The organism is Hansschlegelia plantiphila, from assembly GCF_027922265.1.
Classification (GTDB): Bacteria; Pseudomonadota; Alphaproteobacteria; order Rhizobiales; family Methylopilaceae; genus Methylopila; species Methylopila plantiphila.
In genome coordinates this window covers 150070-171725 of sequence record NZ_BSFI01000001.1, presented here as the reverse complement: position 1 = coordinate 171725, position 21656 = coordinate 150070, and the positions used below count along the sequence as shown (strand labels likewise).

Sequence of the window (21656 nt, the reverse complement as noted above, 5' to 3'; positions counted from 1 at the left end):
CGGATGTTCCGACGGCGGGATCTCATCTGCCCTTCAGGATGACGCGATGACCGGATTTTCGATGCGGCGGACGTCGGCCGCCATCGCCTGTCTCATCGGCATGGCCGCCGCCGCCGAGGCGCGTCCTTACGCGCCGGAGATGTCCTGCCGTTCGCTCGCCGCCGCCGTCCAGTCGGAGGGCGCGGTGGTGATCAGCACCGGCCCTTCGACCTACGACCGCTTCGTCTCGGGCAGCCGCTATTGCGAGCGGACGCAGGAGACCGAAGCCGCATGGATTCCCGCGGCGGACGAGCCGCGATGTTTCGTCGGCTACACATGCCGGGAGCATCAGCGCGACGAACGCTGACGCGGGCCGCGGTCGCGCTCACATCGAGCGGCTGAGCGCCTCGAACACCTTTGGATTCTCGCACTGCGCCACGTTGAACCGCATGAAGTTGCTGGCCGCGCCCGACAGGCTGAACGCGTTCCCGGGCGCAAGCACGACGTCATGCGAGAGCGCTCGCCGCGCGACCTCGGCCGCGTCGATCCCATGGGGCAGGCGGCACCAGAGGAACATGCCCGCCTGGGGCTCGATCCACGGCGTGACGCCAAGCGCGTTCAGCCGCTTCGAGGTCTCGGCCATCGCCTTTGACAGACGCGCCCGCAGCGTCTCCATGTGCCTGCGGTAGCCGCCGTCCTTCAACACGGCGAGCAGCAGCTCGCTCGCAAGGCGGCCGCTCCCGAAAGAGGTCGCGATCTTGAGGTCGGTGAGGGCGTCGATCCAAGCCGCGGGCGCCGCGATGTAGCCGCACCGCACCGAGGCCGACAGCGTCTTCGAGAAGCTGCCGATCTGCACGACGCGGTTCAGCCCGTCGAAGGCTGAGAGCCGCGACGTGGCGGGATCCCCGAAGTCGGCGAAGATGTCGTCCTCGACGATGGTGAGCTCGAACTGATCCGCGAGCTTCAGGACGCGATGCGCCGCGACCGGCGACAGGGTCGCTCCCGTCGGGTTGTGGATCGCCGAGTTCGTGATGTAGAGGCGCGGCCGATGCTCCGCCAACGCCTGCCCGAAGGCCTCGATGTCCGGCCCTGATGGCGTATAGGGCGCGCTGACCACCTTCGCGCGGTGGGCGCGCAGCAGAGCGTGGAAGTTGAAGTAGCAGGGATCGTCGACCAGCACCGTGTCGCCCGGTTCGATCAGGAAGCGGCACAGCAGGTCGATCGCCTGCGTTCCGGACTCGGTCAGCATGATCTGGTCGGGCGGCGCTGCGACGCCATGCTCAGCCATGCGCCTCGACAGCAACTGGCGCAGCGGGGCGAGCCCGAGCGGCGTCCCGTAGTCGGTCAGAGCGTCGTCGTCCGCACGCGCCATCATTCGGAGGGCGCGCCTCAGCCCGGCTTCCGGCATCCAGGAGGCGGGCAACCAGCCGCAGCCGGGCTTCAGGAGGTCGGCGCCCGCGTTGAGCGACTGGCGCGAGATCCACAACGGGTCGACCTCGTGGTCGAGCTTCGGTCCCATGTCGGCGAGCGACAGCGGGGCGAGCGCGCTCTCCACATAGAAGCCCGACCCCGGGCGGGAGCGGATCGCGCCTTCCGCGGCGAGACGTTCGTAGGCCTCGACGACGGTCGAGGTCGAGACGCCCGCGGACCTGGCGAAGGCGCGGACGGAGGGGAGCTTCGCGCCGGCGGTCAGCGTCCGCGCCGCGATGCGCTGGCGGATCGTCGCGGCGACGCCCTCGATGAGCGTGCCGCCGCGGTCGACGCCTTCGCGCTGGTCCATCTGTACTGCCTGTCACGCCATTACAGTTTCGTGAAATCGTACACGACCGTCGCTGGCCGCTCCAGCCGGGATCGACGATGACGTGCGCCGACGGATGGAGAGTGCGATGGACAGGCCGATGAACGGTTGGGCGAGCGGGTTCGTCGGAGTTCTGATCTTCAGCGGATCGCTGCCGGCCACGCGCATCGCCGTGATGGATTTCGACCCCGTCTTCCTGACCGTGGCGCGCGCATCCATTGCGGGGATTCTGGGGCTCGTCCTTCTTCTCCTGTTCAGGGAGAAGCGGCCGGCCCGCGGCGACCTCGCCTCATTGGCCGTCGTATCGCTCGGGGTCGTGGTCGGCTTCCCGCTGCTGACGGCGCTTGCGCTCCGTCACGTGACCTCGGCGCACTCGATCGTCTTCCTCGGCCTGCTGCCGCTCGCGACCGCGATGTTCGGGGTGCTGCGCGGCGGGGAGCGCCCGCGGCCGATCTTCTGGCTGTTCTCCTGCCTCGGCAGCGCGTTGGTCGCGGGCTTCGCGATCTGTCAGGGCGTTTCGGCCTCGCTCACCGGCGACCTGCTGATGCTGACCGCGATCGTCGTTTGCGGCCTCGGCTATGCGGAAGGCGCGACCCTCTCGCGTCGGCTCGGCGGCTGGCAGGTGATCTCGTGGGCGCTGGTGCTGTCGCTGCCGATCATGCTCGCCCTGACATTCGCGACCTCGCCTGCGTCCTTCGCGTCCGTTGGCGGCGCGGCCTGGGGCGGGCTCGCCTACGTCTCGCTGTTCAGCATGCTGATAGGCTTCGTGTTCTGGTACAGAGGCCTTGCGCTTGGGGGCATCGCCGCAGTCGGCCAGCTGCAATTGCTCCAACCGTTCTTCGGCCTGCTGATCGCCGCTGCGCTGCTGCATGAATCCGTCAGCCCGGCGATGATCTTCGTGACTCTGGCGGTCGTCGCCTGCGTCGCCGGGGCGAAGAAATTCGCACGTTGAACGGACCGTCTCGTTCGAGGCGACCCGTGTCACGTCCGGACGCTCTTCAAGGATCGACGTCGCTGAGACCCAGGCCGCGCTGGGGTCTCGTCGGCCGCACGTCGGAGCATTTCGCGACATCGTTCCGAAAGCGGTTCGGCATGCCCCGAGCGCTCTCACGCGCCGTGGCGGCGCCCTCAGGAATCGCCGCCGGTCATCCACCCCAGGATGAATGGTCGGGTGCTGAGCGCTCCCCGCGCAGAAACGCGCCGTCGTTCGTGATCATCTTCTGTAGGAAGCCCAGAACTGCTTTAACGCGCGCGACGTGAACGAGGTCGTCATGCGCGGACAGCCAAACGTCCCGCATCGTCGATAATTCCGGGAGGACCGGCACCAGCGCCGGGTTCTGCGCAGCCACGAAGCTCGGAAGCATCGCTATGCCTTGCCCCGAGGAGACGGCGGCGTATTGCGCGATCAAGCTCGTGCTTCGAAAGCCGACATTCGCCGGCCTGAAGACGTCGGAGAGCCATCGGTTCTCGCGCACGTGGACGTACTCGTCGATGAAATCGATGAAGTCGTGTTCATCCAGGTCGCGGATCGAACATGGCCGCGCCCGGTCTGCGAAATAGGCCTCGGCCGCATAAAGAGAGACGCGAAATTCTCCGGCTTTGTGAGTCTGAAGGCTACGGCCCCCAGGGCGGAAGAATGTGACGAACACTTCGGCTTCGCGCCGCGTCAGGTCGAGCGTGCGGGTGTCGGTGATGAGTTCGACCTGCACGCCAGGATACTGCTTGCGGAAGGCGTAGAGCCTCGGGGTGAGGTAGAGGCTCCCGATCCCTTCCATCGTCGCGATGCGGACGGCGCCGCCGGCGTCTTCGCCAACGCCGAGGCATTCCGTCAGCGCATTCGCCTGGTTCTCCATTCCTTCCGCGTGACGGAGAAGCCGGCTTCCCATCTCGGTAAGGGCGAAGCCCGTCCGGCTGCGCTTGAAGAGGTTTGCGCCGAGGCTTCTTTCAAGCTCGCGGACCCTTCGGCCGACCGTCGTGTGGTCGACCTTGAGCGCCTTCGCGGCGCGACCGAGATTTTTGTGACGGGCGACAGCGAGGAAATAGACGATGTCGTTCCAGTCGTAGCGTGGCGGCGTCCTCGCCTCGCTCATCCGATGCGCTCCGTCGCCGACCGCGATGTGCAGGAGCCTAGCCGATGTGAGGGCCTCCGGCATCCCGGAAGCCGGAGCCGCCGGCTCCCGCGCGGCGGATGTTTTACGCGGCGATGAGAGGCGCATAGGTTTCGGTCAGGCGGTTCGCGAACATGTCGACCTTGGGGATCATCATCTTCTGGCGGCAGACGGCGAGATCCACATGGCGGGGCATGACCGCCCCGAGCTTGAATGAGCGAGGCGCCGCGACATTGATGTCCCACATCGGAAAGCCGTTCGGCGGAATGACCACGCTGCCGCCCGGGTAGGGGCTGTCGACACGGTTTGCGAGCACGAGCGCCACGCGGTTGTCTTCCGCGCGGGGCACGGCGAGCAATTCGCGCTCGAAGGGTTCGCGCAGGGCCGCTGGCCACAGCACGATGTCCGCGGCGCCGACGCCGAGGCAGCGCGACGTCTCGGGGAAGACGGCGTCGAAGCCCGACATCACGCCGATGTGGCCGAAGGGCGTGTCGAAGACCGGGTAGGAATCCCCCGCACTCGCCCATGTCTTCTCTTCGGCCGTCAGATGGGTCTTGCGATAGACGCCGATCCGGGCGCCATCCGGTCCGATCAGGACCGTCGAGACGAACAGTCTGTCGTCTTCGCGCTCGATCACGGGCGCCGCTATGAGGCAGCCGTAGAGGGAGGCGGTCGCCGACAGGCGCGTCAGGATCGCAGGGGTCGCCGCCGCCTGCGCCCGGGCTTCCTCGGCGTTCGGCAGCCAGGTCGGCGAAAACGCGTATTCCGGCAGGGCCAGCACTTTCACGCCGAGCTTGGCGGTGTCGTCGACCATTTCGAACACGGCGTCGGCGTTCGGCGCGTCGGCCGTCATGTGCATCTGGACGGCCGCGACCTTCGTGACGCTGCGCGACGGGATCAGGGGCTGGTCCGCCAGCCCGCAGACCGGCGTCTGCTCGTACGGCAGGGCGAGCGCGCCATAGGTCTCGGGCCGCCGTCCGGCGATCTTGTCGTCGGCCGCATAGATCGTCTTGTCGGCCGCCATCTCCGGATCGACGTCGGCGACGGCGAGGCCGTGAACGTCATACGGGACCTTCGCCGCGACCCGTCCCTTCGGATCCACGATCATGCTGCCGCCGGGATAGTAGATCGAGCGCTCATATCCGGCCTTGGTGGCCGCGACCAGCCAGACGCCGTTCTCGTAGGCGCGCGCCGGCCCCCACATGTCCGCCTGGTCCATAGCGAAGAAGTTGGCCATGTCGACGATGATCTCTGCGCCCTGAAGCGCCATCGCCCGGAAGATCTCCGGTATGCGGCCGTCGAAGCAGATCAACAGGCCGATGCGGCCGAGATCGGTGTCGACCACCGGGCAGCCGCGCTCGCCGAAAGAGAACCAGTTCTGATCGTGCGTCGCCAGAAACTGCTTGTGGTAGTGGCAGGCGAGCGCGCCCTTGCGGTCGAACATGACGCCGGAGTTGAAGATCTTCTTCTTCTCGGGATCCCATTCGGTCACGCCGCTCGCGATGTACACGCCATGCCTGGCCGCGAGCGCCGAAAGCGCCTTCACAAAAGGCCCGTCGACGACGGTTTGGGCGAGTTCGCGCGCGTGATCGGGCGAATCGAAGAGGTAGCCCGTGTCCATGCATTCGGGGAAGACGATGAGTTCGGCGCCCTGCCGGACCGCTTCATCGACGTATCGGGTCGCGAGCGCAATGTTGTGGTCGTAATCGCCGAGGCGCGCGAGCGTCTGCACCGCCGCGGCGCGAAAGCGTCGCTTCGTCATTGGCTTTTCCTTCTTTTGGCCGGTCGCGCAGGGACCGAGCTCAGCTAGGGCGCGGCCTTGACCTCACGCCAGAACGTTTCGAGGCATCGGCGCTTGAGCGCGATGAAGGCTTCCGACGTCGTGACCAAGCTGTCGCGCGGCCACGGCAGGTCGACGTCGACGATCTCGGCCACCCGGGTCGGGCGCCGGGTCAGCAGAACGAGTTTTTCCGCGAGCTCGATCGCCTCCTCCAGGTCATGCGACACGAGAAGCGTGGTGATGCGCCGCTTCATGAAGATTTTCTGGAGCTGCTGGCGCATCAGCAGAGTCATCTCATAGTCGAGCGCCGAGAACGGCTCGTCGAGAAACAGCACCTCGGGCTCGGTCACCAGCGCGCGCAGGATCGAAATCGTCTGCTGCTGGCCGCCGGACAGCGCATAGGGGTAGGCGGCGAGATCGAACTTCACGTCGAATTCCGCGACGACCGCCTCGACCCGCCGGCGGCGCTCGGCCTTCGGCGTCCCCATGACCTTGAGCGGATACTCGATGTTGTCGATCGCCCGCATCCACGGGAACAGCGCTTCCCGGTAGTTCTGGAAGACATAGGAGATCTTCGTTTCGCGCGTGGTGCGGCCGTCATAGAGCGCGTCGCCGGCGTCCATCGGCGCAAGGCCCGAGATCATGTTGATCAGGGTGCTCTTGCCGCACCCGTTTGGCCCGAAGATCGAAATGAAGGAGCCGAGCGGCAGCTCGAGATTGAAGTCGTCGTAGACGACGGAGCCTCCGAAGCTCTTCGACAGGCCGCGGATGGCGAGCTTGCCGGCCCGCCGCCGCCCGGTCGAGGGCTCGCCCGGTGCGGGAGCGTTCCTGAACGCATGTATCGATGCCAAGACGGTCGCTCCCTGCGGAGTTTCTTCAACTGCCGAGATCGGCGGAGGTCAGCATCTTGACGCGGACGTCGACGGGCGCGGACAGCACGCCTTCCCTCGCGAACACGTCGACCAGCGCCTGATAGGAGGCGATGTCCGTATCGTTCAAGTCCTTGAACCCGCGCAGAAAGGGCTGGGCCACGAATGGAATTTGATCTTCGCGGATGGCCGTGTATTTCGGCAGAACCGCCTTGTATTTCGTAAAGTCAGCGTTCACGAGATCGGTCGCCTGGTCGATGATCTCGACGACCTTCTTCGCCACTGCTGGTCGTTCCTTCAGGAACTTCGTGGTGATGAGCGAAGCGCCCGAATAGAACGGGTCTGCGATCACGCCTTCGACGGGGTTCGTCATGGCGCGTTTGGCCTTACCGGAAGCCGTTGCGATCGAGCCGACGGGTTCGAGCGACAGCGTCGCGTCGGCCGTGCCGCCGGCGATCGCCGGAATCTGCATCGCGACGGCGAGGTCGACGAGCTTCACGTCCTTGTCGGGATCGAGCCCGGCCTCGCGCACCATGTGCCGCGCGATGGTGCGCCACTGGATGCCGGGCACATGGCCGAGCGTCTTGCCCTTCAGGTCGGCGAAGCTCGAAATCGCGCTGCCGGGCTTCACGATCAGGCCGTCGTTGATGCGGTCGACCTTAATGCCGCCGCCCTGAAGGCCGAACACCTTGAAGGTGCCCGGAAATTTCTGCTCCGCGATCATCGCGATGCCGGCGGCGGCTCCGGGAGGGCCGAAGTCCGCGCGGCCCGACACCAAAGCGTCGATGATGTAGTTCGGCGACTCCATCTTCGTGGACTCGATTTCGATGCAGGCCTTCTCGAAAAGCTTCTCTTCGAGCGCGACGTAATAGGCGGTGGTCTGCATGATCGGCAGGAAGGCCGCCGTGACCTTCTCCATGCGCTCGCACGCCGATGACGGAGCGCCGGAGGCGACCAGCGCGACGCCGGCTAGGGCGACGGAAGCGATGAAGCGCATGACGGGACCTCTTCGGGCGTGGGAAAAGCTCTTCGACTGAGCGATGACGGGCGTCACCGTCCGGACCAGTGAACGAGCCTGCTTTCGAGCAGCAGGATGAGCAGATTCAGCCCGTAGCCCATCGCTCCCGCGACAAGGATTGAGCCGTACATGTCGGGCAGTTCGTAGGAGATCTGGGCGTCTATGATGCGATGGCCCAACCCGTCGGTCGCGCCGATGAACATCTCCGCGACTATGATGACCACGAGCGCGATCGATACGGCGTTGCGTAGACCGACAAAGATCTGTGGCAACGTCTCGAAGAAGATCACGTCAAAGAAGATCATGGGCAATGACGCGCCCATCGACTGCGCGGCCAGAATGCGGGTGCGCCGCGCGTTCAGAACGCCGTATGCGACGTTGAATACGATCACCAGCCAGGCCGCGAAAGCCGCGACGGCGATCTTGGCGGCGTCGCCGAGGCCGAAGAGCAGCAGGAAGAGCGGGAACATCGCCGTCGCCGGCGTGGACCGGAAGAAGTCGATGAGGAACTCCACCGACCGATAGACCGAAGCCTTCGCGCCAAGGACGATGCCGATGGGCACGCCGGCGACGACCGCGATTGCGATCGAACATGCGACACGCCACAGCGTGCTGTTGAAGTCTTCGTTCAACGCTCCAGACAAGATCTGACTGACGGTCTTACTGATCGTCGTGATCGGGGACGGCAGTAAGTCTCTATTGATTAAGCCGCCCGTATACACCGCCCACCAAATCATGATCAGTAAGGACGGACCGATAGCTTTTTGAGCGATCGATCGAACCAATGATCTGGTTTCGGAGCTGGTCATGTATTTCCCTTCACAGGGTGGTCTCGGTCAGGCCCATCGATTTGTCGTGTTGAATATGGCGCGGTGTTCCACCGCCAAGAAAGAACCAGTTGTGCACCGCACTGTGCACAAATGCATTTTTATGATCGCGAGGTCGGTCGAAGGCGGCGAAATTGCCAGCCATGACGCCGTTAGGCGTTCGTTTGAAACGGGCTCGTACGGGATCGTTTCCCGTTCCGCTGGCCGGCCGTCGGTCGAGGGCGTCGCGCCAAGCGCGCTGTCTCGCCGAGGGCGACGGCGCTGCGTCCGCCTTACGACAACGGACCCGGGGGTCCGCTTCGGGGCGCGAAGCGGGCGTCAGGAAGATCGGCGAGGGCGGCGCGCACGATCTGCCGCCCCAGGGTCGGCAAAGTCGACTTCGCGCGTTTCAAGGCGAAGCCAGCGCCTTCCTCACGAAGACCGCGTCTCCCCCTTGTGAAGCAGACGCCTTTTGCGCGCAGCCATCGCCGCACGATTGGAGGGAGGGAGGCCGGCCCGTAAGGTCGAACTCCCTCCCGCCGTCACTTTCCGTCTTGTAAGGCGTATGCGACGAGTTCGTCGCCGGCGGGCGTCAACATGCTGTGGTGTCCGCCGGCCATGATCACGACATACTGCTTGCCGTCCTGCTCGTAGGTGATCGGCGCGGACTGTCCGCCCGCAGGCAGGTCGTCCTGCCACAGCGTGTCGCCGCTCGCGAGATCGATCGCCCGGATATGGTCGTCGGTCGTGGCGGCCACGAAGATCAGCCCGCTTGCGGTGGTGACCGCCCCGCCATTGTTCGGCGTGCCGATCTGGAAGGGCAGGTGCGAGGGGACGCCGAAGGGACCGTTGCGCTCGGCCGTGCCGAAGGGGTGATCCCAGAGCGTCTTGCCGGTCGCGAGGTCGATCGCGCGGATGCCGCCATAGGGAGGCTGCGTGCACAGCAACCCGGTCGGCATCTGCCAGCCCTGATTGGGGCTGACGCCGTAGGGCTGGTCGCCGGCGGGGCGGTTGAAGCCCGGCCGAGGCATTTTCGAGCGGGGATCGCCGATCGGGTAGACGCCCATCGCGTCGTCCTCGGCGCGCGGCACGAGCTTCATGTAGCTGGTGAAGATGTTGTAGTTCGCGACGATCACGCCGCGCCGGACGTCGACCGAGAGCGAGCCCCAGTCCGAGCCGCCATTGTTGCCGGGCGCCATGATGTAGGGCTTGGTTCCCGAGGGCGGGGTGAACAGGCCGTGGTAGTCCGCCTCGCGGAACTGGATGCGGCAGAGCATCTGGTCGATCGGCGACATGCCCCACATCTTGCTCTCCGTCAGATCAGCCGGGAGCGTGCTGTTGTAGAGCGAGCGCTGCTGCGTCTTCGCGCGCTCCTCCGGCTCAACGCCGCCCTGCGGCGCCGGCGCGTCCTCGACCTTGCTGAGCAGGTCGCCCGTGCGGCGGTCCAGCACGAAGATGTCGCCCATCTTGGTGGTCTGGATAAGCGCCGGGACCTTGCCGTTCGCGGTCGGGAACTCGACGAGGGACGGCTGCGCGGGGACGTCGTAGTCCCACACGTCGTTCTTGACGAACTGATGGACCCAGCGGGGCTTGCCGGTCTCGACGTCGACCGCGGTGACGGACGAGCCGTATGTGCGCTCGGCCTCGGTGCGGCCGCCGCTCATATAGTCGCCCGCGGGGTTGGCGACCGGCAGATAGACGAGGCCCAGATTTTCGTCGCCGACAGCGGTCGACCAGACGTTGGGCGACCCCTTGGAATAGGTCTCGCCCTCGGGCGGCAGCTTGGCGATGTCGGGCTGGTTCATGTCCCAGGCCCATTTCAGCTCGCCCGTGACGGCGTCCCAGCCGCGGACGACGCCCGACGGCGCCTGCCGCCGCTCGCCGTCGCGGATCTGCTGGCTGGTCACGACGACGCCGTGCACGATGGTCGGCGCAGACGTCACCGACACCATGGTCGGCACGATCTCGCCGAGCCCCTGGGTCAGGTCGATGTGACCGCCTTGGCCGAAGTCCTGGCAAGGCTCGCCGTTGGCGGCGTCGACCGCGAAGATCTTGGCGTCCCAGGAGCCCCAGATGATCCGGTTCTCGCAGGCCGCGCCGCTCGTCGCCTGCGGATTGTGGAAATAGGCGACGCCGCGACACGCGGAGTTCGGCGGCGAATATTCGGCCGGCGACTTCGGGTCGAAGCGCCATTTCTGCTTGCCGGTCGCGGCGTCGAGCGCGAAGGCGGCGTGGATGGAGCTGCAGCCGTAGATCGTGTCGCCGATCTTCAGCGGCGTCAGCTCGTTGCCGTAATTCTTGGCGATGTCGCCGGTGTGATAGACCCAGGCGGGCTTCAGCTGGCTGACGTTCTGCGGCGTTATCTGCTTCAGATCCGAGAACCGCTGGCCCCCGCCGCCGCCCCAGGACGGCCAGTCCTGCGCGGCGGGCTTGGTGGAATCTGCGAAATAGGCCGCGTCCTGCTGGACGGGCGGCAGCGCGCCGACCGCGGGGCCCCGGGCCGAAAGCGGCACGCCGACGACCAGAATGGCGAGGCAGGCGAGGGCGGCGATCGCGAGCGGTCCGCGTCGGCTCTCGGAGCCGCTCTTGAGCCGAGCCGGCATGATCAGCAGGGCGATCGCGAGCAGGATGAAGGGGCCGACGAGCCGCGGGATGAGCGCCCAGGCGTCGAAGCCGGCTTCCCACAGCGACCAGACGAACGTTATCGCGAAGGCGGCGAGATAGAGATGAAGGCCCGCGACCCGGCCCAGCAGAGCCAGAACGCCCGAAATCGCGAGGATGACGCCGATGACGACGTAATAGGGACTGCCGCCGAGCCAGGCCAGCTTGACGCCGCCGACCGCGAGCGCGAGCCCGATCGCGAGCAGCGCCAGACCGAACAATCGCAGGAAGAATTTGCGAATCCCGCCGATTGAAGCGGCTTCATTTTCAGTCGCCATCGCGAACGCCCTCAACTCCAGACCGCCTGGCGCGGCTGGATTATAATATCTTCGACAAATGAACAGCGATCAGGCCAACAAATCCTGCCGTTCAACTCTCAGATTTTCTCAGCATTCTAATTGTAACAACTGGATGATGCTGAAGGTGAAGGGGTAGTCCTGTCGCCCGACGGGGTCAATGAGGTCGGACACCCGCTCAGCGCTGCGGAGCCATGTCATATAATCAGGTGAAGCCGGGAGCGATGCGCCCTATCCGCACCGCCGCCAACGGCCGCCGCAGGCCAAGGCGACCCCGGTATAGCTCGGCATGCTCCGCGCGTGACCCGCGCTAGCGAATTGACGCCAGGCAATGCCCGGCCCGCTGCGACCGCGTTGTGACGGACTGACTTTTCTGGCTGTCTTGGAGGCCTAGGATGCTAACCGCGAACTCTCAGATCTTCCAAGAGTTCGGGCTGGTGGAGCCGAGGGGAATCGAACCCCTGACCTCTGCAGTGCGATTGCAGCGCTCTCCCATCTGAGCTACGGCCCCGCATCCCGAAGGCGCGCATTTAGGTGGCGCGGCCGGGGACTGTCAAGGCGAACGACGGGCGGCGTTCGGGGCTGCGGACCGCGCGCCTTGCTCCGGCGTCGAACGCCCGGTATGTCTCGGAAGCCGAACAGCTTCCCCGCCACGAAGGCCTTCACGACGCATGCGCGCGCTTCTCGACGTCGTCCTGCTCGCCCTGCAGCTCTATACGTGGCTGCTGATCGCCTCCGCGATCCTGTCCTGGCTGATCGCCTTCAACGTCGTGAACACCCGCAACAGCGTGGTGTCGGCGATCTGGGACTTCCTGTTCCGCGTGACGGAGCCGCTGCTCCGGCCGATCCGCAACCTGCTGCCCTATATGGGCGGGATCGACATCTCGCCGATCATCCTGCTGCTGATCATCTTCCTGATCGAGCGGGTGATCGTGCTCTACCTCTATCCCAACGTGTTCTGAACGCGCACCTTTCCAGACCGTCACGCCCGCGCCTTCGCGGGTGTCCACCACTTCCCTGAGGCGACGCGGTCTAGGGCCCAAGTCGTGGATACCCGGCTTCGCCGGCATGACGGCGTGGCCGCCGCCCTAGCCTCACGGCCGCCAGGTCGTGCGGTCGCCGGAGAGCTCGCGGTCGAGGAAATAGGCCGCGCTGATCAGCGCGAGGTGCGTCAGCGCCTGCGGGAAGTTGCCGAGATGGCCGCCGTCCATGCCGATCTCCTCGGCGAACAGCCCCAAATGGTTGGCGTAGTTCAGCACCTTCTCGAACGCCATGCGGGCTTCGTCCAGGCGCTCGGCGCGGGCGAGGCACTCGACATACCAGAACGAACACGCCGTGAAGGCGCCCTCCCGGCCCGTCAGCCCGTCGTCCGAGCGGTAGCGGAACACGAGCGAGTCGTCGGCTAGCTTGAGCGCGATCTCGTCGAGCGTCGCCAGCCACTTCGGGTCGCTCGCGCCGACGAAGCGCACCAGCGGCATCAGCAGCATCGACCCGTCGACCTCGCGCGAACCGCGGCTCTCGACGAAATGGCCGAGCTCGGCGTCGAAGAACGTCTCCCAGATGTCGTCATGGATCGCGTCGCGCGCCTCCATCCAGCGCACGCGGGGGCAGGGCAGCGAGCGCTTGTCGGCGAGCCTGAGCGCCCGGTCGATCGCGACCCAGCACATCAGCCTCGAATGCAGGAACTCACGCGGCTCGCAACGCATCTCCCAGATGCCGGCGTCCGGCTCCCGCCAGTGCTCGCAGACATGTTCGACGATCGCGCGCGTGGCGTTCCAGCCGTCCGCCGACATCGCGCGCCCGTATTTGTCGCTGAGATAGGCCGCGTCGAGCAGCTCGCCGAAGATGTCGAGCTGGATCTGGCGGACCGCGGCGTTTCCGACGCGCACCGGACGCGCGCCGCGATAGCCCGAGAGGTGGTCGAGCTCGACCTCGTCCGGTTGGCGCGCGCCGTCTAGCGTGTACATGATCGCGAGCGCGCCCTCGTTCTCCTCCAGCCGCTTCGCGGTCCAGCCCATGAAGTCGATCGCCTCGTCGCGGAAGCCGAGCCGCATGAACGCGTAGACGGTGAACGAGGCGTCGCGGATCCAGGTCGCGCGGTAGTCCCAGTTGCGTTCGCCGCCCGGGGCCTCCGGGAGGCCGAAGGTCGGCGCCGCGACGATCGAGCCGTAATCGCGCGAGGTCATCAGCTTGAGCGCGAGAGCGGAGCGCATCACGGTCTCGCGCCAGCGGCCCTTGTAGGTCGACTGCGCGGCCCAGCGCCGCCACCAGCCGATGGCGGAATCGAGCGCGCCTTGCGCGTCGTCGCCGAGCGGCGCGTCGTCCTCGCCGCCGTCGAGCACGAACCAGGCGACCTCGCCCTTCTTCAGCACGAAGCTCGCGACCGCGTCGCAGCCCTCGCGCTTGAGCGCGACGTCCGAGGACAGCCTGAGCGTCGCGTGGGGCGATGTGAACACGATCGCGCGGCCGCTCTTCTTCGCCGCGCCCTCGGCGCGGGCGTAGTCGAAGCGCGGCCTGCAGGCGACGTCGAACCGCACCTCGCCGCGGGTCGCCTCGACCCGGCGCAGGATATGGGGCTCGCCGCCGTCGTCGCCGCGCACCGGGCGCATGACGTCGGTCACTTCCGCGCTGCCGTCCTCCGACAGCCAGCGCGTCTGGATGACGTTGGTGTCGGGCAGATAGATCTGCAGCGTGCGGGCGTCGCGCAGCCTCGGGCTGATGCTGAACTCGCCGCCCTTCTCGGGATCGAGCAGCGAGGCGAACACCGTCGGACTGTCGAAGCGCGGCCAGCACAGGAAGTCGATCGCGCCCTCGCGCGAGACCAGCGCCGCCGTCGCCATGTCGCCGATCAGCGCATGGTCCTCGATCGCGACGGAGCCCTTGCGCCGGCGCGCCTCAGCCATTCCCGCGGAACTCGGGATAGAGCGCCATGCCGCCGTCGACGAAGATCGTGGCGCCGACCACATAGTCCGCAAGATCGGACGCCAGCCACACGGCCGCGTTCGCGACGTCCTCGGCGACGCCGATTCGACCATAGGGGATCAGCTTCAGCAGCTGCTTCGCCGCGTCCCCTTGGGTCTCCTCTTCGTTGATGGCGGTGCGGATCGCGCCCGGGGCGATCCCGTTCACGCGGATTCCCTCCTCCGCGACCTCCTGGGCGAGCGTCTTCATCATCATCGCGATCCCGCCCTTGGAGGCCGCGTAGTTGACGTGGCCCGCCCAGGGGATGACCTCGTGGACCGAGCTCATGCAAATCAGCTTGCCGAGCGCCCTGGAGACGTCCCGCCGGCCCTGTCCGCGGAACTGCCGGATCGCGGCGCGGGCGCACAGGAACTGGCCGGTGAGATTGACGTCGATCACCGCGCGCCAGTCGTCGAGCGTCATCTCGGCGGCCGCGGAATCCTTCTGCATCCCGGCGTTGGCGACGACGACGTCGATTGCGCCGTAGCGCTCGACGCATGCGGCGAACATCGCCTGGAGTTCGCTTTCATCCGACACGTCGGCGCCGACCGCGAAGGCCTCGCCGCCGGCCTCCTCGATCGCGGCGACGACCTCGTCGGCCGCGTCCGGCTGCGAGTGGTAGTTCACCACGACCTTGGCGCCCGCCGCCGCCATGCCTTCCGCCACCGCCCGGCCGATGCCCGAGCTCGCGCCCGTCACCAGCGCCGTCTGGCCGTCGAGTGAGATCCGCATGAACGCGCCGCCTCTGGTCCCGCAGGTTGCGAAACGACCGTAGGCGGGAAGCGTTCAGCGGCCCGGAGCTTTTGCCGCAGGAAGGGGCGCCAGCGCCGTCGTCCTCCGGCTTGACCGGAGGACCCATCGTCGACGTGGAGCTCGACGACCGGGATGGGTGGTCCGGCTCGATCGGACCACGACGAAGGGCGTCACCCGCCCCGGAAGATCTCTCGCTTTCCGGCGTGGTTGGGCTGGCCGACGATGCCCTCCTTCTCCATCCGCTCCATGATGGAGGCCGCGCGGTTGTAGCCGATCTGCAGCCGGCGCTGGATGTAGCTGGTCGAGGCCTTGCGGTCGCGCAGCACGACGGCGACCGCCTGGTCGTAGGCGTCGCCGGGGTCCTCGCCGAAGGAGCCGGCGTCGAACACGGCGGCGTCCTCCGGCTCGCCTTCGTCGCCCTGGGGCGCCTCCTCGTCGTCCGCCGTGACGGCCTCAAGATATTCCGGCCGGCCCTGCAGCTTGAGATGGTCGACGACCTTCTCGACCTCGGCGTCGGAGACGAACGGTCCGTGGACGCGGGTGATGCGGCCGCCGCCCTGCATGTGCAGCATGTCGCCCTGGCCGAGCAGCTGCTCGGCGCCCATCTCGCCGAGGATCGTGCGGCTGTCGATCTTGGATGTGACCTGGAAGGAGATCCGGGTCGGGAAGTTCGCCTTGATGGTGCCGGTGATGACGTCGACCGAGGGCCGCTGCGTCGCCATGATGATGTGGATGCCGGCGGCGCGCGCCATCTGGGCGAGGCGCTGGATCGCGCCTTCGATGTCCTTGCCGGCGACCATCATCAGGTCGGCCATCTCGTCGACGATCACGACGATGTAGGGCAGGGCCGTCAGGTCCATCACCTCGTCTTCGTAGGTCGGCTGGCCGGTCTCGCGGTCGAAGCCGGTCTGGACCTGCCGGGTGATGGTCTCGCCGCGCGCGGTGGCTTCGGCGGCCCGCGTGTTGAAGCCGTCGATGTTGCGGACGCCGAGCTTCGACATCTTGCGGTAGCGGTCCTCCATCTCGCGGACCGCCCATTTCAGCGCGATCACCGCCTTCTTCGGGTCGGTGACGACGGGGGTCAGCAGATGCGGGATGCCCTCATAGACCGAGAGCTCCAGCATCTTCGGGTCGACCATGATCAGCCGGCATTTCTCCGGCGCGTGCATGTAGAGCAGCGACAGGATCATGGTGTTGATCGCGACCGACTTGCCCGAGCCGGTGGTGCCGGCGACCAGCAGATGGGGCATCTTCGCGAGGTCCGCGATCACCGGCTCGCCGCCGATCGTCTTGCCGAGGCACACCGGCAGCTTGTGCTGCGTGGCGACGAAGGCTGGGCTCTCCAGCAGCTCGCGCAGGAACACCGTCTCGCGGGTCACGTTCGGCAGCTCGATGCCGATGACGTTGCGGCCCTCGACCACGGCGACGCGGGCCGACTTCGCGCTCATCGAGCGTGCGATGTCTGAGGCGAGCGCGATCACGCGGCTCGACTTCACGCCGGGCGCGGGTTCGAGCTCGTAGAGCGTGACGACCGGGCCCGGATTGGCGTCGATGATCTCGCCGCGCACGCCGAAGTCCTGCAGCGTCTGCTGCAGCTTCACGGAGTTCTTCTCGAGCGCCTCCTCGGAGAGGTCTGCGCTCGGCTCCGTCGTCGCGGGTTCCGACAGCAGCTCCAGCGGCGGCAGCTCGTATTCGGCGAAGGCGGGCCGGGGCGCCGGCCGCGCCGCGGGCTTCGGCGCGACGGGGGCCGGCGCGGGAGCGGCGGCCGGCGCCGCCACGGGTTGCGGCGCGGATTCGCGGGCGACGGCAGGCGCGGCGGGCGGCGGCGCGGCAGGCGCGCGCGCCGGGGCGGGGGGCGCTGCGGTTTCGGGCGCCGACCAGCCGAAGGTGGTGCGGTAGGTCACGGGCGCGAAGCTCGAGAACGGCTGGCCGAGCGAGCCCGTCATCATCGAGCCGACGCTGGTCGCGTCCGGCGTCTCGGGGGCTGGGGAGGCGTCGCGGCGGTTGTCCTGGATCTCGGCCCTCGGCGGCGCGGAGGGGCCGCCCACCCGGATCGCGTTAGCCAGACGGCGGATGGTGTTCGGCGCTTCGCCGGCGATCCGGGCCTCGCCCGCGAAGGTCATGTGCGACATCGCTTCGGCCGCGACCTCGGGCTCCATCGGCTGGGCGGCCTCGGGGATCGACGGCAGGCGGTGTCGGCCGCGGAGGATGTTGTCCGGGGTGCGGGTGAAGCGGGTGTTGGGGCCGCTCGCGAACGGCCGCAGCCAGCTCGGGATCGACGAGACGTCGCGGGCGGAGACGGCCTGCGCCGCGATCGGCTCGGCTGATGATTCGGCCGCGCGGCGCTCGCGCAGCACGCGGTCGGGCGTGCGCACCGAACGCACGGCGGGAGGGGCAGGGCGCCGCGGCTCCTGAAAACCAGCCGACATGGCGTCGGCGTCCTCGGAAGCAGGTGGCCGTCCGGAAAAACGCATCGCTACAGAATCCCGTTCTCGGGGCGGGATCGCCGCCGCCCTCGTCGCACCAGTTAAGGAAGATCAGCGTTAACGAAGGGTGGACCCGACGCGGTGGAGCCGCGGGCGTCCACAGGCGCCGAGCGCGGCGCCGCGCTTGGCGACCCCTCCCCGCGGATGGAAGGACGCGCGACGAAACCGGGCCGCTCGCGCAGCCGGTCGTCCTGACGATGAAGGAAATGATCTCAGGCGGTCTTGTCGACCGCGACGCCGACGCCGGCCTGGGTCAGCGCCTTCGTGAGTTCATCCGGGCGGGATGCGGCCGGCGGGGCCGGATCGTCAGCGGGTCGGGACCGGGTGCTCGCCGCGGTAGTCGTAGAAGCCGCGCTGGGTCTTCCGGCCGAGCCAGCCGGCCTCGACATATTTCACCAGCAGGGGGCAGGGGCGGTATTTGGAGTCCGCCAGTCCGTCGTGAAGCACCTGCATGACCGAGAGGCAGGTGTCGAGCCCGATGAAATCCGCGAGCTGCAGCGGTCCCATCGGATGGTTGGCGCCGAGCCGCATCGCGGTGTCGATGGCGTCGACCGAGCCTACGCCCTCGTACAGCGTGTAGATCGCCTCGTTGATCATCGGCAGCAGGATGCGGTTGACCATGAAGGCGGGGAAGTCCTCGGACACCGCCACCGTCTTGCCGAGCCGGCTGATCAGCTGCTTGGCGGCGTCGAAGGTTTCGTCCTCGGTCGCGATCCCGCGGATCAGCTCGACGAGCTGCATCAGCGGCACCGGGTTCATGAAGTGGATGCCGATGAAGCGCTCCGGCCGGTCGGTCGAGGCCGCGAGCCGCGTGATCGAGATCGACGAGGTGTTGGTCGCCACCATCGCCTCGGGCTTCAGCGCCGGGCAGAGCTCGGAGTAGATCTTGCGCTTGATCTGCTCGTCCTCGGTCGCGGCCTCGATGACGAGGTCGCAGTCGGCGAGCGACTTGTAGCTGTCTGACAGGGTGATCCGGCCGAGCGCCGCCTTGCGGTCGTCCTCGGTGATCGCGCCCTTGCCGGTCTGTCGCTGCAGATTGGAGTCGATCAGCGCGAGGCCGGCCTGGGCGCGCTCCTTGGTCAGGTCGTTGAGCGTGATGTCGAGGCCCGCGAGCGAGCAGACATGCGCGATGCCGCTGCCCATCTGGCCCGCGCCGATGACGCCGATCTTCAGAATTTCCATCGGCATGTTGCTCGTCCGACCGTCCCTGAGTGCCGCGCCGACCCCTGTCGCGCGGGCGGCGATCTTAATTGCCGCGCCGCACAAAGCCAGTGCCGAGGCCTGCTACCAAAGTCTGGCATGCCAAGGGAGCGCCGCTCACTTCCTGGTCTTCGCCAGCTCGCTGATCAGCTCGGGAACGGCGGTGAACAGGTCCGCGACCAGGCCGTAATCGGCGACCTGGAAGATCGGCGCCTCGTCGTCCTTGTTGATCGCGACGATCACCTTGCTGTCCTTCATGCCGGCGAGATGCTGGATCGCGCCGGAGATGCCGAGCGCGACGTAGAGGTCGGGAGCGACCACCTTGCCGGTCTGGCCGACCTGCTGGTCGTTCGGGGCGTAGCCGGCGTCGACCGCGGCGCGGCTCGCGCCGATCGCGGCGCCGAGCTGGTCGGCGAGCGGTTCGATCACTTCCTTGAACTTCTCCGCCGAGCCCAGCGCGCGGCCCCCGGAGACGATGATCTTGGCGGAGCCGAGCTCCGGCCGGTCGGAGCGGGTGAGCTCCTCGCCGACGAAGCGCGACAGGCCGGGGTCGCCCGCGGCCGAGATGTCCTCGACGGCGGCCGAGCCGCCTTCGCCGGTGGCCGCGAAGGCCGCGGTGCGCACCGTGACGATCTTCTTGGCGTCGGTCGACTTCACCGTCTGGATCGCGTTTCCGGCGTAGACCGGCCGTTCGAAGGTGTCGGGGCCGTCGACCTTGGAGATGTCGGAGATCTGCATCACGTCGAGCAGCGCCGCGACCCGCGGCAGGATGTTCTTGCCCGTCGTCGAGGACGAGGCGACCAGCGCGTCGTAGGCCCCCATCAGGCCGACGAGCAGCTCGGCGAAGGGCTCGGCGAGGCCGTGGCCGTAGATCTCGCCCGAGGCGACCAGGACCTTCTCGACGCCTTCGAGTCTGGCGGCTTCGGCCGCGGCGCCCTTCGGCGAGGTTCCGGCGACGAGGATATGGACGGGGCCGCCGATCTGGATGGCCGCGGTCAGCGCCTTGGCGGTGGCGTCGCCGAGATGGTCTTCGTGGTGGTCGGCGAGGAGCAGGGTCGCCATGGTCAAATCACTCCCGCTTCGGACTTGAGCTTGTCCACGAGTTCCGCGACCGATCCGACCTTCGCGCCGGCCTGGCGCTTGGCGGGCTCGACGGTCTTGAGGACCTGCAGCCGCGGGGCGACGTCGACGCCGAGGTCGGCCGCCGATTTCTCGTCGAGCGGCTTCTTCTTCGCCTTCATGATGTTCGGCAGCGAGGCGTAGCGCGGCTCGTTGAGGCGCAGGTCGGTGGTGACGATCGCCGGGAGCTTGAGCGCCACCGTCTGCAGGCCGCCGTCGACCTCGCGCGTGACCGTCAGGCCATCGCCCTCGGGCGAGACCTTCGACGCGAAGGTGCCTTGCGGCCAGCCGAGCAGCGCGGCCAACATCTGGCCGGTCTGGTTGCAGTCGTCGTCGATCGCCTGCTTGCCCAGGATGACGAGGCCGGGCTTCTCCTCCTCGACGATCTTGGCGAGGATCTTGGCGACGGCGAGCGGCTCGGTCGGGCCGTCGGTCTTGACCAGAACGCCGCGGTCGCCGCCCATCGCGAGGCCGGTGCGGATGGTCTCGGCGGCCTGCGCGGGTCCGATCGAGACGATCACGATCTCGGTCGCCGTGCCGGCCTCCTTGAGCCGAAGCGCCTCCTCGACGGCGATCTCGTCGAACGGGTTCATCGACATCTTGACGTTGGCGAGCTCGACGCCCGAGCCATCCGCCCTGACGCGGATCTTGACGTTGTAGTCGACCACTCTCTTGACCGGCACCAGTACCTTCATCGGGTCTTCCCACCTCGTAAGGGCTGATCGCGAACAAGGACGCGGGCAGAGAGACCCGCGTCGCGCGAAGGCGGCGTCGAAGCGCCTGCGGGCGCAGGCGGCGAGCGCGGCGGACACTAGGGGCCCCGCGCGCGGCAAGTCAACGCTCGCAAGCCACGAGCCGCGCAGACAAAAGGTCTATGCCGGGCGGCGGGTCGGAGCGGTCGTCGCCGAACCCGCCGGCGCGGGGAGGCGGCCGGGGCGCTAGCTGTGGAAGCAGTATTCGAAGTGCTCGATCTCTCGCCCGCAGACCTGCCCGACCCGCGCGCGGGAGTCGGAATCGTAGAGGTCGCGGAAATCGTAGCGCAAGCCGGCGTTGGCGTGCGGCAGGTCGCCCTGCGGGATCCCGAGCTCGCCGCAGATCACCCGGAAGTCCTCGCTCAGGCGTTCGTAGCGCCCGACGAAATCGACTGCGAGCCGGTCCTCGATGGCGTAGATCGGCCACTGGTCGATGAGATGCCGCCACCGGGCGAGCGCGCCCTCGCCCGCGATCAGCCGCTGCAGGAACAAGGGGAAGGGCTCGCGCGTCTCCGGCGTCTTGCGGGTCAGATAGAAGTACATCGAGACCAGTCGTGCGTAGGGGTTGCGCACGAAGCTGAACTTGAAGTGGCGGTCCCAGGCGCGCTCGTCGAACGCCCGGATCTGACTCGCGTTCGGATGGTCGATCGTCGGCCCGAAATGGCGCAGGTAGCGCTTCTCCTGGAGCCTCAGGACGCGGTCCGATGCGTCGCCATGCGCGCCGAGAACCGCGGCGAGCCCCGAAGCGCGACCGGCGCGCAGGGCGTCCAGCCGGGCGCGCATGTTCGGACGGACGCCGTGCCTGCGCCGCTCCTGCCGGGCCCCGAGCATGATGTCGAGCGGGCCGAGATGCGGCGCGAGGTACATGTTCACCGAACTGCCGGCGGTCTTCGGACAGTGCAGAAAGGTGAAGCCGTGCCTGTACGAGATGATCATAGCTCTCGTGGAGTCCCCCAGTCGCCTATGGATTACACAAATAATCGCTTGAGTAGATCTCTTTCTGCGACGACTGGGTGACGTTTTGTTTCTTCGTGTGTCTCGGGGGACGACGCGGCGATGGGCTGCGGCGA

18 protein-coding genes and 1 tRNA gene are annotated in these 21656 nt (G+C 67.4%); 3 read left to right on the top strand and 16 right to left on the bottom strand.

Annotation, left to right across the window (positions count from 1 at the left end; translation table 11 throughout):
* Window positions 1-46 precede the first annotated feature (46 nt).
* Window positions 47-346, top strand: a complete 300-nt coding sequence (locus PKE75_RS00800) for a hypothetical protein (RefSeq protein WP_271166784.1) — start codon at window positions 47-49, stop codon at window positions 344-346.
* Between the two features lie 18 nt (window positions 347-364).
* On the opposite strand, the gene PKE75_RS00795 is transcribed toward PKE75_RS00800, so the two are convergent.
* Window positions 365-1759 (bottom strand): aminotransferase-like domain-containing protein, encoded by a 1395-nt coding sequence (locus PKE75_RS00795; protein WP_271166783.1) that lies wholly within the window; start codon window positions 1757-1759, stop codon window positions 365-367.
* Between the two features lie 106 nt (window positions 1760-1865).
* On the opposite strand from PKE75_RS00795, the gene PKE75_RS00790 reads away from it, so the two are divergent.
* On the top strand, window positions 1866-2729 hold the full coding sequence (locus PKE75_RS00790) for a DMT family transporter (RefSeq protein ID WP_271166782.1): 864 nt from the start codon (window positions 1866-1868) through the stop codon (window positions 2727-2729).
* Window positions 2730-2922: 193 nt separating this feature from the next.
* Here PKE75_RS00790 and PKE75_RS00785 read toward each other — a convergent pair whose 3' ends face one another.
* From PKE75_RS00785 to PKE75_RS00750, 8 genes are all read right to left on the bottom strand, one after another.
* The gene (locus PKE75_RS00785) at window positions 2923-3867 is read right to left on the bottom strand and encodes a LysR family transcriptional regulator (RefSeq protein ID WP_271166781.1); all 945 of its coding nucleotides are present in this window, start codon (window positions 3865-3867) and stop codon (window positions 2923-2925) included.
* Between the two features lie 103 nt (window positions 3868-3970).
* A complete protein-coding gene (locus PKE75_RS00780; RefSeq protein WP_271166780.1) occupies window positions 3971-5647 on the bottom strand; it encodes a carbon-nitrogen hydrolase family protein in 1677 nt (558 codons plus the stop codon).
* Window positions 5648-5691: 44 nt separating this feature from the next.
* Complete coding sequence (locus PKE75_RS00775) at window positions 5692-6516, bottom strand: ABC transporter ATP-binding protein (protein ID WP_271166779.1); 825 nt, start codon at window positions 6514-6516, stop codon at window positions 5692-5694.
* Window positions 6517-6541: 25 nt separating this feature from the next.
* On the bottom strand, window positions 6542-7531 hold the full coding sequence (locus tag PKE75_RS00770; protein ID WP_271166778.1) for an ABC transporter substrate-binding protein: 990 nt from the start codon (window positions 7529-7531) through the stop codon (window positions 6542-6544).
* A 53-nt stretch (window positions 7532-7584) separates the two neighbouring features.
* The gene (locus PKE75_RS00765) at window positions 7585-8361 is read right to left on the bottom strand and encodes an ABC transporter permease (RefSeq protein ID WP_271166777.1); all 777 of its coding nucleotides are present in this window, start codon (window positions 8359-8361) and stop codon (window positions 7585-7587) included.
* Between the two features lie 10 nt (window positions 8362-8371).
* The gene (locus PKE75_RS00760) at window positions 8372-8524 is read right to left on the bottom strand and encodes a hypothetical protein (RefSeq protein ID WP_271166776.1); all 153 of its coding nucleotides are present in this window, start codon (window positions 8522-8524) and stop codon (window positions 8372-8374) included.
* Window positions 8525-8900: 376 nt separating this feature from the next.
* Window positions 8901-11297, bottom strand: a complete 2397-nt coding sequence (locus PKE75_RS00755) for a membrane-bound PQQ-dependent dehydrogenase, glucose/quinate/shikimate family (RefSeq protein WP_271166775.1) — start codon at window positions 11295-11297, stop codon at window positions 8901-8903.
* A 453-nt stretch (window positions 11298-11750) separates the two neighbouring features.
* A tRNA-Ala gene (locus tag PKE75_RS00750) sits at window positions 11751-11826 on the bottom strand.
* A 160-nt stretch (window positions 11827-11986) separates the two neighbouring features.
* Between PKE75_RS00750 and PKE75_RS00745 the strand changes: the two genes are divergently transcribed.
* The gene (locus PKE75_RS00745) at window positions 11987-12277 is read left to right on the top strand and encodes a YggT family protein (protein WP_271166774.1); all 291 of its coding nucleotides are present in this window, start codon (window positions 11987-11989) and stop codon (window positions 12275-12277) included.
* Window positions 12278-12409: 132 nt separating this feature from the next.
* Here the strand turns inward: PKE75_RS00745 and PKE75_RS00740 are convergent, their stop codons facing one another.
* From PKE75_RS00740 to PKE75_RS00710, 7 genes are all read right to left on the bottom strand, one after another.
* On the bottom strand, window positions 12410-14218 hold the full coding sequence (locus tag PKE75_RS00740) for a glycoside hydrolase family 15 protein (protein ID WP_271166773.1): 1809 nt from the start codon (window positions 14216-14218) through the stop codon (window positions 12410-12412).
* Window positions 14211-15008 carry an SDR family oxidoreductase gene (locus PKE75_RS00735; protein WP_271166772.1) on the bottom strand — a complete coding sequence of 266 codons (798 nt, stop codon included), beginning with the start codon at window positions 15006-15008 and terminating at the stop codon, window positions 14211-14213. The genes PKE75_RS00740 and PKE75_RS00735 overlap by 8 nt, the downstream gene beginning before the upstream one ends.
* Before the next feature lie 191 nt (window positions 15009-15199).
* A complete protein-coding gene (locus PKE75_RS00730; RefSeq protein ID WP_271166771.1) occupies window positions 15200-17458 on the bottom strand; it encodes a DNA translocase FtsK in 2259 nt (752 codons plus the stop codon).
* Between the two features lie 363 nt (window positions 17459-17821).
* The gene (locus PKE75_RS00725; protein ID WP_271166770.1) at window positions 17822-18703 is read right to left on the bottom strand and encodes a 3-hydroxybutyryl-CoA dehydrogenase; all 882 of its coding nucleotides are present in this window, start codon (window positions 18701-18703) and stop codon (window positions 17822-17824) included.
* A gap of 129 nt (window positions 18704-18832) precedes the next feature.
* Complete coding sequence (locus PKE75_RS00720; protein WP_271166769.1) at window positions 18833-19777, bottom strand: electron transfer flavoprotein subunit alpha/FixB family protein; 945 nt, start codon at window positions 19775-19777, stop codon at window positions 18833-18835.
* A 2-nt stretch (window positions 19778-19779) separates the two neighbouring features.
* The gene (locus tag PKE75_RS00715; protein WP_271166768.1) at window positions 19780-20529 is read right to left on the bottom strand and encodes an electron transfer flavoprotein subunit beta/FixA family protein; all 750 of its coding nucleotides are present in this window, start codon (window positions 20527-20529) and stop codon (window positions 19780-19782) included.
* A 243-nt stretch (window positions 20530-20772) separates the two neighbouring features.
* Entirely contained in the window at window positions 20773-21522 is a 750-nt protein-coding gene (locus PKE75_RS00710; RefSeq protein WP_271166767.1) for a sulfotransferase family 2 domain-containing protein, read from the bottom strand.
* Window positions 21523-21656 lie beyond the last annotated feature (134 nt).

Bases quoted from the DNA above. Each gene is read 5' to 3' on its own strand.
- PKE75_RS00770 (WP_271166778.1), bottom strand. From the start codon at position 7,531: ATGCGCTTCATCGCTTCCGTCGCCCTAGCCGGCGTCGCGCTGGTCGCC.
- PKE75_RS00760 (WP_271166776.1), bottom strand. From the start codon at position 8,524: ATGGCTGGCAATTTCGCCGCCTTCGACCGACCTCGCGATCATAAAAAT.
- PKE75_RS00710 (WP_271166767.1), bottom strand. From the start codon at position 21,522: ATGATCATCTCGTACAGGCACGGCTTCACCTTTCTGCACTGTCCGAAG.
- PKE75_RS00720 (WP_271166769.1), bottom strand. From the start codon at position 19,777: ATGGCGACCCTGCTCCTCGCCGACCACCACGAAGACCATCTCGGCGAC.
- PKE75_RS00780 (WP_271166780.1), bottom strand. From the start codon at position 5,647: ATGACGAAGCGACGCTTTCGCGCCGCGGCGGTGCAGACGCTCGCGCGC.
- PKE75_RS00790 (WP_271166782.1), top strand. From the start codon at position 1,866: ATGGACAGGCCGATGAACGGTTGGGCGAGCGGGTTCGTCGGAGTTCTG.
- PKE75_RS00715 (WP_271166768.1), bottom strand. From the start codon at position 20,529: ATGAAGGTACTGGTGCCGGTCAAGAGAGTGGTCGACTACAACGTCAAG.
- PKE75_RS00785 (WP_271166781.1), bottom strand. From the start codon at position 3,867: ATGAGCGAGGCGAGGACGCCGCCACGCTACGACTGGAACGACATCGTC.
- PKE75_RS00755 (WP_271166775.1), bottom strand. From the start codon at position 11,297: ATGGCGACTGAAAATGAAGCCGCTTCAATCGGCGGGATTCGCAAATTC.
- PKE75_RS00730 (WP_271166771.1), bottom strand. From the start codon at position 17,458: ATGTCGGCTGGTTTTCAGGAGCCGCGGCGCCCTGCCCCTCCCGCCGTG.
- PKE75_RS00800 (WP_271166784.1), top strand. From the start codon at position 47: ATGACCGGATTTTCGATGCGGCGGACGTCGGCCGCCATCGCCTGTCTC.
- PKE75_RS00745 (WP_271166774.1), top strand. From the start codon at position 11,987: ATGCGCGCGCTTCTCGACGTCGTCCTGCTCGCCCTGCAGCTCTATACG.
- PKE75_RS00735 (WP_271166772.1), bottom strand. From the start codon at position 15,008: ATGCGGATCTCACTCGACGGCCAGACGGCGCTGGTGACGGGCGCGAGC.
- PKE75_RS00795 (WP_271166783.1), bottom strand. From the start codon at position 1,759: ATGGACCAGCGCGAAGGCGTCGACCGCGGCGGCACGCTCATCGAGGGC.
- PKE75_RS00740 (WP_271166773.1), bottom strand. From the start codon at position 14,218: ATGGCTGAGGCGCGCCGGCGCAAGGGCTCCGTCGCGATCGAGGACCAT.
- PKE75_RS00725 (WP_271166770.1), bottom strand. From the start codon at position 18,703: ATGCCGATGGAAATTCTGAAGATCGGCGTCATCGGCGCGGGCCAGATG.
- PKE75_RS00765 (WP_271166777.1), bottom strand. From the start codon at position 8,361: ATGACCAGCTCCGAAACCAGATCATTGGTTCGATCGATCGCTCAAAAA.